Source organism: Brevibacillus sp. JNUCC-41 (genome assembly GCF_014844095.1).
GTDB classification, from domain to species: domain Bacteria; phylum Bacillota; class Bacilli; order Bacillales; family DSM-1321; genus Peribacillus; species Peribacillus aracenensis.
Genome location: NZ_CP062163.1, coordinates 48,220 through 63,398, shown reverse-complemented (window position 1 = coordinate 63,398; position 15,179 = coordinate 48,220). Strand labels below are relative to the sequence as shown.

Sequence of the window (15,179 nt, the reverse complement as noted above, 5' to 3'; positions counted from 1 at the left end):
AAGGAGGTGAATACTATGAAAAAGGAATGGAAAAAACCAGAATTAGAAGTTCTTGATGTTAATCAAACAATGCTTGGAACTGAAGGGGAATATACAGATGCAGCTTTCCCATCAAACACTCCAAAAGGAGATATAACTTTTAGTTAAACTTTTTACGCTACAAAGTCTGTTAGGTTCCCCTAAGCCCCTATTTATCCAGTTAATAGGGGTATGACTTCAAGAATAACAAAGTATTAAACATTCGAACTGTCTAATTAAGAGACGTTATTTATGTACGGGGGTATTTATATGATCGGTATCAAAATAAGAACAGTTTATGAAGCGTATGGTTTAACCGTTTCAAGTGATATAGCATTGCCTGAATTGCTTCCTATTAATATAGTGGATGATAAAACGGATATTGTTATCGAAAAAGCGGATCTCCATGCATTATGGTCTGAGCATTCAGTTCCAGAAGATGATTTTGTAATTAAGAAAGACTGGATTATGTTCCATGTTTCCAATACTGCCATTTTCTTGATCCAAAGTGGTAATAGAATAGAATTTTGTCCAATTGATGAGGCGCAAGAAGATGAGATACGGCTTTATATCCTCGGAACATGCATGGGTGCCATTTTGATGCAAAGAAAAATCCTTCCTATACATGGAAGTGCGGTGGCCATAGATGGAAAGGCATATGCGATTGTTGGTGATTCTGGTGCTGGGAAATCCACTCTTGCTTCAGCTTTTTTAAAAAGGGGCTATAAGCTCATGAGTGATGATGTCATACCAGTAACTCTAAATAATGAAAATATACCCATTGTAACCCCTTCATATCCACAACAAAAATTATGGCTGGAGAGCTTAAATCATTTTGAAATGGATTCAAATAACTATCAGCCACTCATTGTTAGAGAAGATAAATTCGCTGTTCCTGTTCAAGATCAGTTTATTACCGAACAACTCCCGCTTGCTGGTGTTTTTGAATTGATCAAGAGTGAAGATACCGAGATAGATATCAAGCCAATACCATCTCTTCAAAGATTTTATAAATTATATCATCATACATATCGCAATTTTTTTATCCAAAGATCTGGATTGATGGACTGGCATTTCAACACTTCAGCCAAAATGATTAAGAAAATCGAGTTTTTCCAACTACGTAGACCAACGGACCGTTTCACGGCTCCGAACTTATCCGAAACAATTTTACATGCATTAAAAAGGGAGGAAAGTGTTCATGAATATTAATCAACTTGAAACAAAAAGTCTATATAGCCAAAATCCAGGAAACATAGTAAGTGACATGGATGGGGAAAAAGTCATGTTAAGCGTTTCTAACGGAAAATATTATAATTTAGGTGAACTAGGCGGGCAAATTTGGGAGTTAATGAAGGAACCCATTACAATTCAAGAGTTAGTTACAACATTACAGTCACAATACAATGTCGATCCGACCGATTGTAAAGAGCATGTCACGGACTTTTTAAGTCAATTGCTGGAACAAGGTTTAGTTAGCATACATTCCTAGTATAATGAATCTTTAGTCTAGGAGGCTAAAACAATGAATATCGTAAAGAAAGCTCAGACTTTTCTTCGATTAGATTTCAAGACAAAGCTGCTGTATATCGAAGCCTTTTTACATTTAGGCCGGGCCCGCTATCTTAAAAGCATTTCCTTTTCAAAAGTTGCCCCAACACTTGGTGAACTGATGAAAGAGTCATCATATGAATTGAATGCAGTGGATAAAGAGACTTTAGCAAATGTATCGCGGGCTATAAATATTATGAGCCGCTACACCATATGGGAAAGCCAGTGTCTTGTAAAGGCCATAGCGGCTATGAAGATGTTGGAAAAACGAAAGATTGATAGCACTCTTTATTTAGGTACAGCCAAAGATGAGAATGGAGGGCTCATTGCACATGCTTGGCTGCGCAGTGGACCTTTTTATATAACCGGAGCTGAAGTGATGGATAGGTTCACTGTTGTTTCTAAGTTCTCTAAAAAGAACAGAAGTAGAGGTCTGAAAGAACAGGAATCTAGTTAACAACCTTAAAACATTCCATTTTAACCAAATAAACCCTCCAAGGTCCAGGAGTCCACGCGTCAACACCCTACCTTACTATCTTCATTGTGATAAATAATCTTAAAAAAGTGGATACCCGATACCTTTCCTTCCATTTTCGCGCTTTACCACCGGTAACATGGAGGAAAACGATCAAATAATGGCTGCGAATGGAGGATATGGTGATGAAGCATCTGTTACTTTTTACGAAACAAATACATGATTATTCGGGAAAAATTCTCTATATCAATCTTGTTTGTATGATTTTAATAGGTTTTTTAGAAAGTGCAGGAATTTTCTTATTGATCCCATTGATTGGATTGACCGGTGTAATGGATATAAAAACGGATGAAGTACCTTTCATAAGCTGGATTAATGAGTTATTCTTGGGAATTCCGGAAACGCTAAGCCTTTTATTAATACTTGGAGTTTATGTGATATTAATGGTGGGACAAAGTGTATTTAAGCGGAATCAAACAATCTTGGGAGTGAAAATCCAACAAGGTTTTGTTAGAAAGTTAAGGGATGAGGCGTATGGAAGTCTTCTGCAAGTCAATTGGGGATTTTATTTAAAAAAGAGGAAATCCGATATTATCAACATCATGACTAATGAAACCTTCAATGTAAGTGCAGGGATAAATTTATTTTTACAGTTTATATCCTCACTTATATTTACTTTCATTCAAATCGGTATAGCTTTTTATTTATCTGTTCCAATGACGAGTTTTATAATAGCCTTTGGGTTCATTCTTATTTTTTCGTCCCGGAAATTTGTGAAAAAGTCTCAGTCCATTGGGAAGGAAACCTATCAGCTCACACAAACCTATTTAGCGGGCATGACAGATCACCTTAACGGAATGAAAGATATCAAAAGTAATTCCCTAGAGGAATCTCATCTGAACTGGTTTCTGTCTTTAAGTAAGAGAATGGAAAAAAACAGAATCAAGTTAACGACTTTAAATACTACTTCCCAAATGATCTTCAAAATTGTATCTTCAGTCTTAATTGCCATTTTTGTATTTTTTTCGATAAAGATGTTCATGGCCCAGCCAGCACAATTAATGCTGATTACGGTTATTTTTTCAAGGTTATGGCCAAGGTTTACTAGCATTCAATCGAATTTAGAGCAAATAGGATCTACGCTTCCGTCTTTTAAAGCACTATCGGATTTACAAAATGAATGTAGAGCCGCAAGAGAGTTATATGAATCTGATTATAAAAATATCAAGCCTATTGATATTGAACAAGGGTTGGATTGCCGTAATGTTTATTTTAGTTATGATCAAAATGAAAGCACTTATGCCCTGAAAAATATAAACATACACATACCATCTAACCGTATGACCGCTATAGTAGGACGATCAGGTGCCGGAAAAAGCACCTTAATTGATATATTAATGGGATTAAATCAACCTGATAGGGGGGAAGTCAGAATAGATGATATTCCCCTTACTAATGACCGCTTATTATCGCTGCGGAGGTCCATAAGTTATATCCCGCAAGATCCGTTTCTCTTTAATGCAACAATAAGGGAAAACCTGCTGATCATTGACCCTGATGCAAGTGAGAAATCCATATGGGAGTCTTTGGAATTCGCTGCAGCTGCTGATTTTGTCAGTAAGCTTCCTCAAGGTCTGGATACACTAATCGGTGATCGAGGTGTCCGACTGTCAGGAGGGGAAAGGCAGCGTCTAGTGTTAGCCAGAGCGATTTTACGCAAACCTGCCATACTGGTATTGGATGAAGCGACAAGCGCATTGGATACCGAGAACGAAGCGAAGATTCAATCAGCTATTGAAAGATTAAAAGGGAAAATGACCATCATCGTCATAGCTCACCGTTTATCGACGATTCGCAATGCCGATCAAGTGTTGGTCATGGATCAGGGAGAAATTATTCAGGTTGGTGAATATAACCAGTTAGCTAATGAAAAAAGAGGGATGTTTAGCAATTTATTAGGTATCCAAATGGAATCAAGTGTGTAAATATTTGTTCACGAACAGTCAGGTTACAGCCATAGTATGGTTTGTAATGCTGGCTTTTTTTCTTAGGGGAAAAAAATTAAAACTGAATTTATATTTCGAAATACTATTTTTGTAAAATAGCAAGTTCGAGCGTATTAATAGCTATTATAAATGTATTTTTAATAAATGAGTTGTAAAGAAAGCACATAATACCAATGTGTTAACATTGTAATGTCACTTTTTGATGAATAGTGTTGAAAAATGGCAGAAAAAAACGAATAGTATTAAGAGCTATTAATACGATTTTAAGTATAATTAACATTAATATAGTTTTAATTAAAGGGAATTTTTTAGTGAATGATAGTTTATTTAGCACCATGGAAACAGGGATTCAAGAGATTTATCAATCTTGGGAGTAATTAAGGTGAAATATTCTTGAGAAAGGCAAACCTATTGAAAAGTAGGGAGGCAAAATTACAGGTCTAAGGCTAAATGCTAAGACGGCTGTGTTACCACAAGTAGGGTGGGATTCGACATGGAAGCTAACAATGAACGGGAAGAATGGGTTTATCTAATGTTAGAGGCTAAAAGTTTAGGTTTATCTATTGAAGAGGTGCGGGAGTTCATAAAAGGAAAATGAAAAATTATCTTAGGGAAGGCTGTTATACAGTCTTCTTTTTTGTTTTCATTACACGAAATTACCGTAAAGGTATCTAGAATAAAGAGTATGGGGACAATAATAAAAATAAAACCTAATTGAGAGGGATTTTTATTATGGATGGACTTAATGCTTTTATGAAGGGATTAATATGGGGAACTTTATTCAGTGTACCGTTATGGTTATCATTCTTAGGTTGGATAAAAATAATCATGAATTTTATTATGTAAGTGCTTAATTAAAATGATGCCCAGGCAGGATTTCACATGAAAATCATGGAATTTAGTTATTGTACATAATGCGTTAGTCGCAACCTTCTGCAAATTTAAGAAATATAGCCTATAAAAAATAGTTAATAATGCTTAAATGTATTTGATGATGTGCCGATACTACACTATAGAGATCAAGCAAAGGGACTTCGCAAAAGGCGATGTCAGATAGCTGCCATCAAACTAGAAGGAGATTATTTGATGACAAAAAACAAATTCATTACGTTCGAGGAAGTATATGAAAAGAAACAGAGAAGCAAGAAAATTTTTATTGGGACTTATATTACTATTATTTTAGTTTTGATTTCATTAATGACCTATTTTATGGGGCAAGCATAATTTGTGGTATCGAAGGGGCTGAGGAATCGGTCCTTTTTTGTTTTTTTATCTACACATATTGGCTAGTGGTATTCATCCCTACTGAATATTTAGAAAATGTTAATTTTCTGTGATTTTTCTGTATTATAGTAGATTCAGCTTGCCAGTCTCTACTATAATAAAAGAGTTATATTCCTTCTCTTTGAAAAAAGATTAGGGACAACTTATGAAATGGTGGAGTGGAAATTTGAAATGGATTTTTTTGATATTTTAAAAGACACTTTTGCAAAAGGTGAGTCTGGACAAGATGTTACTGTGAATGAAATGGTGGAGGAGATCAAGGAGAAATTAAGTGGGATCATTGAGGAACCTGAAAGAATATGATCCATAAGATACTTTATCCTTATTCTGCTCGTTTCATGGGGGATGGTCATGTTTTTTCTTGTATTGATGTAAGATGGCACCAATAAATTTAAATATCATTTTACGATACATATTTAGGAGCATGTCTAAACATGCTTCTTTTTTTTCGTTAATAAATGATACCTATGAGGGTGAGGAGAAGTAAGATTCTTATAGGCGTCTTTTGACGAGTATTCTCCTGGTACAGAAGCTTGTATTACTTTTAAATGGACTAGTAGTTTAAAAAGCGTTTCGAAGCTGAAATTTCCGAATCGAGCAGATTATGTGCAAAATCGGTCACATGTATTTTTACAGCATATGGATGTGGAGTCCTTTCAGTATGATGTAGGCCGTTCTAAGAAAGTGAAGAACTGGAAGTTGGATAAGAGTGGAAGGCTGCATAAAACGGCCTATGAAGTTCCAGTTACACAGGTCTTCAATTCTCGCTATGGAATGTTTACTTTGGAACAAAATTGCTATGTCGTCAAAGAAAAAGGCGAATGGCGTTTGTTATGGGATTATCGGTTTGAATAGATTCCTCTCCTTTTTCAGGCTCAAGTTCGTTTTATTGAAAAGGGAGAGGTGATGCTCTCATGTAGTGCCGGATAGATTTACTTCTCATGAAACATATTTCATTCTTGAACGATCACTGATGGCTTTCAGAATGAACATTTTGTCCTGTGTGCTTAGCATAGCCCAGCTGCCTGCTTTGATTTTCATTTAAATACACTCCTTTTGTTTTGGTTTTTTTATGATAGTTGATGAAAGTTGGTTGTGGAATTCCAGGTCCAAAGAATAATTGAGTCTAGTGATGAAAGGGGCAAGGGGAGATGGAATATTCAGCTCATATTAGATTATACCGTCTTTTAATGCCTAATAAACAACAAAAATTCCAACAAATCTCTACAATTGGTGTTCGTTTTTTGTCAGAATATTGGACGGGGAAAATGAAAAAGCTGTCAGGATGCGGGTCCGGACAGCTCTTTCATTTTTTCTTATTTAATGGATAATTGTTCTTTTAATTCGGATTGAACCTTTTCTTTTTCTTCATCCGACACAATATAATAGTAGATTCCGTCGATTTTCGTTCCGTTGCCGTTTATGGATGATTGGGTAATGCTTTTGCTTGCATCTCTGTAGTTCTTTTGGATGTCCATCATGTCATCAAACGTCAAATTAGTCTGGATATTATTACCGAGTGCATCGAAGACTTCATCGTATTTCGTCAAGGATGAAAGGCTTGCGCCTTCCTTGATGACTGCTTCGATGATGGCACGTTGTCTGGATTGACGGCCAAAATCACCACTTGGATCATCATGTCTCATTCTTGAATAGGCAAGCGCTTCTTTCCCGTTAAGGGTCTGCGTTCCTTTTGCAAAATGAATGCCATCGGAGGTGAAGTCCAAATCGTTTTGCACGGTCACGCCGCCGACTGCGTCAACGATATCCTTGAAGCCTTCCATATTGATTTTCATATAATAGTCGATTGGGATATCAAGGAAGTTTTCAACGGTATCCATGGACATTTTCGCTCCGCCGAAGGCAAATGCATGGTTGATTTTGTCCTGTGTACCATGACCGACGATTTCGGTCCGTGTATCACGCGGAATGCTTAGCATTTTGACCGATTTCTTTTGTGGATTGACTGTCAAGACGATCATTGTATCTGAACGCCCTTTGTCGCCATCACGTTCATCGACACCAAGCATGAGCATAGAGAATGGCTCCTGATCTGATAGGGCAAGGTCTTTCGTTCGTTTATCCGTGGTACGGTCTATTGGTGTATGCATCGTGTCAACAGTTTTAGTCAGATGATTCCATACGGAGTAGGCAAAAGCTCCCCCAGCTAATAAGAAAAGTAGGACAATTATCCCGACTACCTTCAGCCATGTCCGTTTCTTTTTCTTCTTTTTTTCATGTCTCATATTTTACTTCCTTCCTCTTTTTGTAACCACTTCATCTATTATATTTAATTTCATAATAAAAGAATAGTATAATTTACTATTTTATAATACCTTTACCATATTTTGGTGTATTGTTTACCAGTGATTAGAACAGATCCGAGGGGTAGGAAGTTAGATTCATTAAAAGTTTAATGCAGTGACCGATTGAGAAATCTACACTTTTTTCGTTGCTTGTTGTGTAATTTGGCCTAGTGTTTACTTTTTTGTTTACATTCAAATATTTAGAGATTGCAAGTCTTTTTATAATCTGGATCTTACAGCCATTTATTATCTTCTCTTTGATTTTTAAATGTTTAGATTATGAAGGGAAGATGTGATTGTGGATTTACAATCCCTCCCCAGTCTGCAGCGATGTTGTTTGGTCGTAAAATATTATGACGGAGGTAATTTTTGTCATTTCCATGTTTATGATGTTTTAATGGGGAGTGTTTCATGAACTCGAAAGGATTCAGCCTCTTTTTGTATCACTTCAGTGATGATATTTGGGCTGTACCGGCTTTTAGTGGTTCGTCGATGTAACTTGCTGTCTTACATCGACTTTGTGAGGCAAATGGTTATCATGAGAACATCCTTGATGAAGTCATTCTGATTAAGGATGGCGAGATCATCGCAAAGGGAAATGTCTAGGGCCTGCTTCACGAAAGTAGCGGTAAATCGGTGTTCGGTTCCTTAAGGGACATTCATAGCTAATATGAAGGAAAAATAATAAAGTGGCTTCGAAAAAGATTCCGAGGTTATTTTTTGTTTGCAAGGAGAGAAGTTTTTCTATCTAATGAATTTGACCAGTCAAAATGGATTTTCTGAATTTTGCAAAACGGATGGAGTGTTACTTTAAAATGGGTGATTAGGAAAGTCCCTATTAGAAAGAAGGCGCATATATATGCAGTACGGATATCCCTAAAGAATAATGAATATTGGAGGCTAAAGAATAAATGGAATATTCAACGGAAAGTTCAGCGTACGAAAGTGAATCAACGGAAAGCTCTTCGTACGAGAGTGAATCAACAGAAAGCTCTTCGTACGAGAGTGAATCAACAGAAAGCTCTTCGTACGAGAGTGAATCAACGGAAAGCTCTTCGTACGTAAGTGAATCAACGGAATGTTCAGCGTACGAAAGTGAATCAACGGAATGTTCAGCGGACGAGGGTGAATCGACGGAAAGCTAATCAGATTTAATAAATATTTAAATTAGAAGATTACTTTAAAGTGGGTAATAAGCCAAGTTCCTATTAGATATGCAGTACGGATATCCCTAAGGATAAAATATATTGGAGGCTAAAGAATAAATGGAATATTCAGCGGAAAGTTCAGCGTACGAAAGTGAATCAACGGAAAGCTCATCATACGAGAGCGAATCAACGGAGAGCTCATCGAACGAGAGTGAATCAACGGAAAGCTCATCAGATGAAAGCAGTTCAACGGAAAGTTCAGCAGATGAAGGGAATTCAAATGAAATCCTTTCCGAGGCCGCAGAGGAAACTGAAAATTCAACGGAGGAAGAGGAGGATAGGAGTCCTCGCCGTGTGAATGTATTTAAGAAAATGTGGCTGGAAAATATGATTAAAGCTTCGAGGGGTATTTATAAAGAAGAAGATTGACTACACAGGTACAGCAACTAGAAGTTGTTGTGCCTTCTTATGGAAAGGGACATGCCGTTAGCAGCGGTAATTGACATATCCTCTTACTAAGTACGTGCTGATGAAACCTTAACAGATTGCGGATTAATTTCCGGGAAGGATTGGCCAAGCAAGGCGATTCAAATGGAATTTAGCCTAAGAGTTAAAGGTCTGGCCGGAGCGTTTGGCTGACGGTTGTACATACTGCTTGTGGATGATTTGGACACAATGGCTTACTGTTTGGATATAGGTTGTTTTTTACGGTCTCCCAATTTCTTGGTCAATATATCTAGAATTCTCTGGAATTATTCATCTAGTCGGGATTTTAATAGAAGGAAGTTTCGAAATGGTGTTCGAAAAGGAGAAATCTTGACTGTGCCGATATGGAATGTAGCTGTACGAAAGTTGGCATCATTGATGGTGAATGTTCAAGGGGAGGAGTTTTTTGTCAAAAGGCATGTTAAAAGTTTTCATTTTTCAGAAAAAAACTCCAGATCTGAAGTGATCCGGAGTTATTTTTTCTTCTCGATATTTTCGTAGACCGAGGCAAGGGCTTGTTCAAATTTCCCGCTCTTTTTCGGTTTGTAATATTTTTTGCTGCGCAGTTTGTCCGGTAAGTATTGTTGCTTCACCCAGCCATTCTCGTAGTTATGGGGATAAAGGTAGTCGATGCCTCGTCCGAGATCTGTGGCTCCTTTGTAATGGGCATCCTTAAGATGATCTGGTACATCTCCACTATGGCCGCTGCGTATGTCGGAAAGCGCTGCATCAATTGCGACAATGGCCGTGTTTGATTTAGGTGATAGGCATAACTCGATCACTGAGTTGGCAAGTGGAATCCGGGCTTCGGGAAAACCGAGTCGTTCAGCGGCTTCGACTGCAGCGAGGGCCCTAGGACCAGCCTGCGGATTGGCAAGAGCTATGTCCTCGTAAGCGATGACTACCAAGCGGCGGGCAATGCTGACAAGATCACCGGCTTCGACCAAGCGCCCCAAATAATGAAGGGCTGCATTCACATCACTGCCGCGAATTGATTTTTGGAATGCCGACAGTACATCATAATGGGCATCTCCATCCTTGTCATGTGAAAAGCTTTTTTTCTGCATGCATTCCTCGGCAATTTGCAGATCTATATGAATGGTTCCGGATTCATTGGGTTCGGTGGAAATGACGGCGAGCTCAAGAGCGTTAAGGGCACTGCGGACATCTCCGTTCGAAGCGGTCGCGAAATGGGTGAGGGCATCAAGGGTGACATCGGTTTTATACGCACCAAGCCCCCGCTCTTCATCATGAAGTGCCCGTTCCAGGGCTTTGGTTATATCATTGGTATCCAATGATTTGAGCTCGAAAATCTGGCACCGGCTTCTGATGGCCGGATTGATGGCATGATAGGGATTGCTGGTTGTTGCACCGATCAAGGTGATCATCCCGTTTTCGAGATAAGGCAATAGGAAGTCCTGCTTCGCCTTATCGAGTCGATGAACCTCATCGAGCAGCAGAATCACTTTCCCGGACATCTTAGCCTCCGCTGCCACGATTTCCATATCCTTTTTATTATTGGTCACCGCGTTCAGCGTCCGGAAAGCAAACTTCGTGCTTCCGGCAATCGCACTTGCAATCGATGTCTTGCCAATTCCCGGCGGACCATACAGGATCATGGATGAAAGCTGTTTGGCTTTCACCATCCTCGCGATAATTTTTCCTTCACCGACCAGATGCTCCTGACCGATGATCTCATCAATCGACCGAGGCCGCATCCGGAAAGCAAGCGGTTTTATATTCATTGCGCACCTCTCCTTTTTATATAAGGTATCACAATTGATGGGGGAAATGCGCTGATTATGCTGTAAAAGAAGGCGAATTCGATTATGGCAGTTCCTTTGGGGATTTAATTTGTGCTGTAAGGAGATAAATCGACCTATCCTTCGATGAGGGAATTTAATAGATAAACTTTGCCTTTAGTCTGGCCGGAATGGGCTGGTTTGTAATGGTAGGTTTAAAAAGGTATAGAAAGTCATGAAGTGCTGAAATGTGAGCAACAAGGGAAATGTCCAAATAGGTGCGGAAAATCCGCTTTCTTGATTGCTGCTCCAGGGAAAATGCAGAATACTCCGGTTCGGAGGCGGTAATCGGAATTCTATCATTCTCTAGCGGCTTGGGGATATAAGGAATGTGACCATCGGTAAATTCGATAATCGTTTTCGTTATTTGTTATTTAATTCCTCAATTTTTGAAAGCATGCCATTCTTTTCTTTTGATTTATCCTACCTTTCCAATTAGGATAATTTGACAAATGGAGGGCGGGTGAATGCATTTCCGGCGGGAATATGCTATAATTTCAAAAGAATTTAGAAACGGATAAATAATTTGAGGTGTATATGTATGAAGATATCTACTAAAGGCCGTTATGGTTTGACGATCATGATCGAGCTTGCTAAACATTATGGAGAAGGACCGAAGAGTTTGAAATCGATTGCCCAGACGCATAATCTGTCGGAGCATTATTTGGAGCAATTGATTGCACCGCTTCGTAATGCGGGGTTGGTGAAGAGTGTCCGCGGTGCGTATGGCGGGTATGTCCTGTCTAAAGATCCTCAGGAGATTACTTCGGGTGATGTCATTCGTGTATTGGAAGGGCCGATTACCCCTGTTGAAGGAATTGAGGATGAGGAGCCTGTTAAGCGCCAGCTTTGGATCAGGATTCGCGATGCCGTGAAGGATGTATTGGATAATACGACGCTTATGGATTTGGCGAGCTACAAGGATACGGGTGAAATCGATTCTTATATGTATTATATTTAATTGATTAGCAATGCGCCTATTATGTAGGCGCTTGCGTTTTTTAATGGAGGCGACAAAAAAGTGGACAGAATATATTTAGATCATGCTGCGACTTCACCGATGCATCCGAAGGTGATCGATAGGATGATGACAGTCATGAGCCATGACTTCGGAAATCCATCGAGCATTCATGCTTTCGGGCGGGAGGCGCGCCATGTTTTGGATGAGGCGCGTTCGAGTATTGCGGCTAGCATCGGTGCGGGGCGGAATGAAATCATTTTCACGAGCGGTGGAACCGAGGCTGATAATACGGCGATCATAGGTGTTGCGAATGCTTATAAAGAAAAAGGGAAGCACATCATTACGACGGAGATCGAGCATCATGCGGTTTTGCATACATGCCAATACCTTGAGAAGTCTGGCTTTGAGGTCACGTATTTACCTGTGAATGAAGCGGGGTTTATTTCAATTGCCGATTTAAGGGCGGCATTGCGGGACGACACGATTTTGGTTTCAGTCATGTTCGGCAATAATGAGGTTGGAACGATCCAGCCGATTGCTGAAATTGGACAGCTGCTTAAGGGGCATCAAGCCATATTCCATACGGATGCGGTTCAGGCATATGGTTTGATCTCTATCGACGTTCGCGAGTTGGGAGTGGATTTGCTGAGTGTATCCGCGCATAAAATCAACGGTCCCAAAGGAATCGGTTTTCTTTATATGCGTGAAGGTTTGAAGCTGAATCCGCAATTATATGGCGGTGAACAAGAACGCAAGCGCCGTGCTGGTACGGAGAGTGTGCCGGCCATTGCCGGTTTTTCAGAAGCTGTTTCAATTGCACAAAGCACGATGGAAAAGAAAAAGGAGCAATACAAGCGATTTAAAGACGTATTGCTTGCCGTCTTTGCTGAGGCGGATGTACAATATGAAATTAACGGATCTATGGAACAGTCGCTGCCGCATTTGCTGAATGTCAGTATTCCGGGTACGAATGTGGAATCGATGCTCGTCAATATGGACTTGGCAGGTGTTGCTGTATCGAGCGGATCCGCTTGTACTGCTGGGTCAATCGATCCGTCGCATGTGCTTGTGGCGATGTTCGGGAAAGATTCGGAGCGGACGAAGAATTCGATTCGTTTCAGCTTCGGTCTGAACAATACGGAAGAGGAAGTAAGGCAGGCGGCTGAAACCACCGTGAAAATCGTTAATAGATTAGTGGGAAGATAATTCCTGCTTTAAATAAATGAGGTGACAGAATGAGAAAAGCACCACAGGACACCCGCGTCGTCGTGGGTATGTCAGGAGGCGTGGATTCTTCTGTGTCAGCCCTGCTATTGAAGAATCAAGGCTATGATGTGGTCGGGATTTTCATGAAGAACTGGGATGATACAGATGAAAACGGAGTTTGTACGGCAACGGAAGATTACAATGATGTAATTGCCGTTTGTAATCAAATCGGCATCCCTTATTATGCGGTCAATTTCGAAAAGCAGTATTGGGATAAAGTTTTCACTTATTTCTTGGATGAGTATAAAGCGGGCCGTACCCCAAATCCGGATGTAATGTGCAATAAGGAAATCAAGTTCAAGGCCTTCCTTGAACATGCTGTAAGCCTTGGTGCCGATTATGTGGCTACAGGTCATTACGCACAGGTTGAATACCGGGATGGCGAATACAAAATGCTTCGCGGTGTTGATAATAATAAAGATCAAACGTACTTCTTGAACCAGCTTACTCAAGAACAGTTGGAAAAAGTCATGTTTCCGCTTGGGCACATTGATAAGAAGGAAGTCCGTGAAATTGCGAAGGAAGCAGGCCTTGCCACGGCAACGAAAAAAGATTCTACAGGGATCTGTTTTATCGGTGAACGCAATTTCAAAGAGTTTTTAAGCAATTACCTCCCAGCTCAGCCCGGTGATATGGTCACGATGGATGGCAAGGTGATGGGCAAGCATGATGGTTTGATGTATTACACCATCGGTCAGCGCCACGGTCTGGGGATTGGCGGCAGCGGCGAACCTTGGTTTGTTGCGGGAAAAGACTTGAAGCGCAATGTTTTATATGTGTGTCAAGGCTTTGATAATGATGTGCTGTATTCGAATTCCCTTCGTGCAGTAAATGTCAGCTGGGTAGCGGAACATATACCGGCTGATGAATTTACATGTACGGCAAAGTTCAGGTACCGTCAAGTGGATAGCGGGGTTAAGGTGAAGGTAATGGAAAATGGTGATGTCGAAGTCATCTTTGACGAACCAGTCCGCGCGATCACGCCTGGACAAGCAGTCGTATTCTATGATGGTGAAGTGTGCCTTGGCGGCGGTACCATTGATGAAGTATTTAAAAAAGGTGAAAAACTGACTTACGTAGGGTAAAATAAGCATGTCCCCAGCTGTGTTTGCGGTTGGGGACTTCTTTTGGATTGCGGGTGTACCGCCTGAATTCGACACTGGCTTATGCTATACTTTTTAATATAAAAATGGAGTGTGAATGGATATGGATAATAATCAACAAGGAATTGAATTTATGCAGCAAGGGAAATACGAAGAAGCGGCGAAAGTTTTTAATGAGGCGATCGAGGAAAATCCGAATGAGCCTGTTGCCTACATAAACTTTGGGAATGTATTGACTGCCGTGGGTGAAACGGATAAAGCGGTCAAGTTTTACAAAAAGGCGATTGAGCTGGATGAAAATGCAGCAGCGGCTTACTATTCATTAGGAAACTTATATTATGAAACCGATTCTAAACTGGTCGAAGCGAAGGATATGTTTGAAAAGGCAATCCGTTTGGGACTGGATAACAGCGATGCCTACTTCATGCTTGGATTGACCTTGATGGCGTTAGATCAACCGAAATTGGCAATGCCTTATTTACAGAGAACGGTGGAGCTGAGCCCCGAGGACGTTGATGCGAGATTCCAATATGCGCTTTGTCTTGCCAATGCGGAATTGTATGATGAATTGATCAATCAACTGAATTTAGTTGTGGAACAGGATCCGGGCCATGCGGATGCTTATTATAATTTAGGGGTTGCGTTTGCAGGGTACCGTGAGGATGCGCAAGCAGCGATGGGTTATTTTGATAAGGCTTTGGAAGCACAGCCAGACCATATGCTTGCTGCGCACGGAAAGAAACTGATGGAAGAAATGAATGCTGAGTAAATAA

The 15,179-nt window shown here is 40.1% G+C and carries 17 protein-coding genes and 1 riboswitch; of the genes, 15 read left to right on the top strand and 2 right to left on the bottom strand.

Translation table 11 applies throughout. The features are described from left to right. Nucleotides 1-15 precede the first annotated feature (15 nt). The 9 genes from JNUCC41_RS00375 to JNUCC41_RS00340 all read left to right on the top strand — a co-directional run bounded on the left by JNUCC41_RS00375 (nt 16) and on the right by JNUCC41_RS00340 (nt 6,189). Nucleotides 16-147: a paeninodin family lasso peptide gene (locus JNUCC41_RS00375; protein WP_134782321.1), complete on the top strand. Its 132-nt coding sequence runs from the start codon at nt 16-18 to the stop codon at nt 145-147. A gap of 141 nt (nt 148-288) precedes the next feature. After that, a complete protein-coding gene (locus tag JNUCC41_RS00370) occupies nt 289-1,230 on the top strand; it encodes an HPr kinase/phosphorylase (RefSeq protein WP_192205850.1) in 942 nt (313 codons plus the stop codon). After that, nucleotides 1,220-1,510, top strand: coding sequence for a lasso peptide biosynthesis PqqD family chaperone (locus JNUCC41_RS00365; RefSeq protein WP_192205842.1), 291 nt, complete (start codon nt 1,220-1,222; stop codon nt 1,508-1,510). Before JNUCC41_RS00370 ends, JNUCC41_RS00365 begins: the two co-directional genes overlap by 11 nt. A 33-nt stretch (nt 1,511-1,543) precedes the next feature. Continuing rightward, nucleotides 1,544-2,026, top strand: a complete 483-nt coding sequence (locus JNUCC41_RS00360) for a lasso peptide biosynthesis B2 protein (protein WP_192205840.1) — start codon at nt 1,544-1,546, stop codon at nt 2,024-2,026. 203 nt (nt 2,027-2,229) lie between these two features. Then, nucleotides 2,230-4,029: an ABC transporter ATP-binding protein gene (locus JNUCC41_RS00355; RefSeq protein ID WP_192205838.1), complete on the top strand. Its 1,800-nt coding sequence runs from the start codon at nt 2,230-2,232 to the stop codon at nt 4,027-4,029. A 412-nt stretch (nt 4,030-4,441) separates the two neighbouring features. Further along, a riboswitch (cyclic di-GMP riboswitch) is annotated at nt 4,442-4,525 on the top strand. A gap of 18 nt (nt 4,526-4,543) precedes the next feature. Further along, complete coding sequence (locus JNUCC41_RS00350) at nt 4,544-4,648, top strand: anti-repressor SinI family protein (protein ID WP_192205836.1); 105 nt, start codon at nt 4,544-4,546, stop codon at nt 4,646-4,648. A gap of 488 nt (nt 4,649-5,136) precedes the next feature. Further along, nucleotides 5,137-5,274, top strand: coding sequence for a hypothetical protein (locus JNUCC41_RS00345; RefSeq protein WP_192205834.1), 138 nt, complete (start codon nt 5,137-5,139; stop codon nt 5,272-5,274). A 231-nt stretch (nt 5,275-5,505) separates the two neighbouring features. After that, on the top strand, nt 5,506-5,637 hold the full coding sequence (locus tag JNUCC41_RS27005; RefSeq protein ID WP_260284782.1) for a YwzD family small protein: 132 nt from the start codon (nt 5,506-5,508) through the stop codon (nt 5,635-5,637). Nucleotides 5,638-5,940: 303 nt separating this feature from the next. Then, nucleotides 5,941-6,189 (top strand): hypothetical protein, encoded by a 249-nt coding sequence (locus JNUCC41_RS00340; protein ID WP_192205832.1) that lies wholly within the window; start codon nt 5,941-5,943, stop codon nt 6,187-6,189. 461 nt (nt 6,190-6,650) lie between these two features. Here JNUCC41_RS00340 and JNUCC41_RS00335 read toward each other — a convergent pair whose 3' ends face one another. Then, nucleotides 6,651-7,580, bottom strand: a complete 930-nt coding sequence (locus JNUCC41_RS00335) for a polyisoprenyl-teichoic acid--peptidoglycan teichoic acid transferase TagU (protein ID WP_192205830.1) — start codon at nt 7,578-7,580, stop codon at nt 6,651-6,653. Nucleotides 7,581-8,551: 971 nt separating this feature from the next. On the opposite strand from JNUCC41_RS00335, the gene JNUCC41_RS00330 reads away from it, so the two are divergent. Then, complete coding sequence (locus JNUCC41_RS00330; RefSeq protein ID WP_192205828.1) at nt 8,552-8,785, top strand: hypothetical protein; 234 nt, start codon at nt 8,552-8,554, stop codon at nt 8,783-8,785. A gap of 120 nt (nt 8,786-8,905) precedes the next feature. Next, entirely contained in the window at nt 8,906-9,217 is a 312-nt protein-coding gene (locus tag JNUCC41_RS00325; RefSeq protein ID WP_192205826.1) for a hypothetical protein, read from the top strand. Between the two features lie 530 nt (nt 9,218-9,747). Here JNUCC41_RS00325 and JNUCC41_RS00320 read toward each other — a convergent pair. After that, a complete protein-coding gene (locus JNUCC41_RS00320) occupies nt 9,748-11,019 on the bottom strand; it encodes a replication-associated recombination protein A (protein ID WP_228467473.1) in 1,272 nt (423 codons plus the stop codon). A 598-nt stretch (nt 11,020-11,617) separates the two neighbouring features. On the opposite strand from JNUCC41_RS00320, the gene cymR reads away from it, so the two are divergent. The 4 genes from cymR to JNUCC41_RS00300 all read left to right on the top strand — a co-directional run bounded on the left by cymR (nt 11,618) and on the right by JNUCC41_RS00300 (nt 15,175). Continuing rightward, nucleotides 11,618-12,037, top strand: a complete 420-nt coding sequence (cymR, locus tag JNUCC41_RS00315; protein WP_034308657.1) for a cysteine metabolism transcriptional regulator CymR — start codon at nt 11,618-11,620, stop codon at nt 12,035-12,037. Nucleotides 12,038-12,097: 60 nt separating this feature from the next. Then, nucleotides 12,098-13,243: a cysteine desulfurase family protein gene (locus JNUCC41_RS00310; protein WP_192205825.1), complete on the top strand. Its 1,146-nt coding sequence runs from the start codon at nt 12,098-12,100 to the stop codon at nt 13,241-13,243. A 29-nt stretch (nt 13,244-13,272) separates the two neighbouring features. Further along, nucleotides 13,273-14,388, top strand: coding sequence for a tRNA 2-thiouridine(34) synthase MnmA (mnmA, locus tag JNUCC41_RS00305; protein WP_192205823.1), 1,116 nt, complete (start codon nt 13,273-13,275; stop codon nt 14,386-14,388). 121 nt (nt 14,389-14,509) lie between these two features. Beyond that, entirely contained in the window at nt 14,510-15,175 is a 666-nt protein-coding gene (locus JNUCC41_RS00300; RefSeq protein WP_192205821.1) for a tetratricopeptide repeat protein, read from the top strand. The last annotated feature ends 4 nt before the right edge of the window (nt 15,176-15,179 follow it).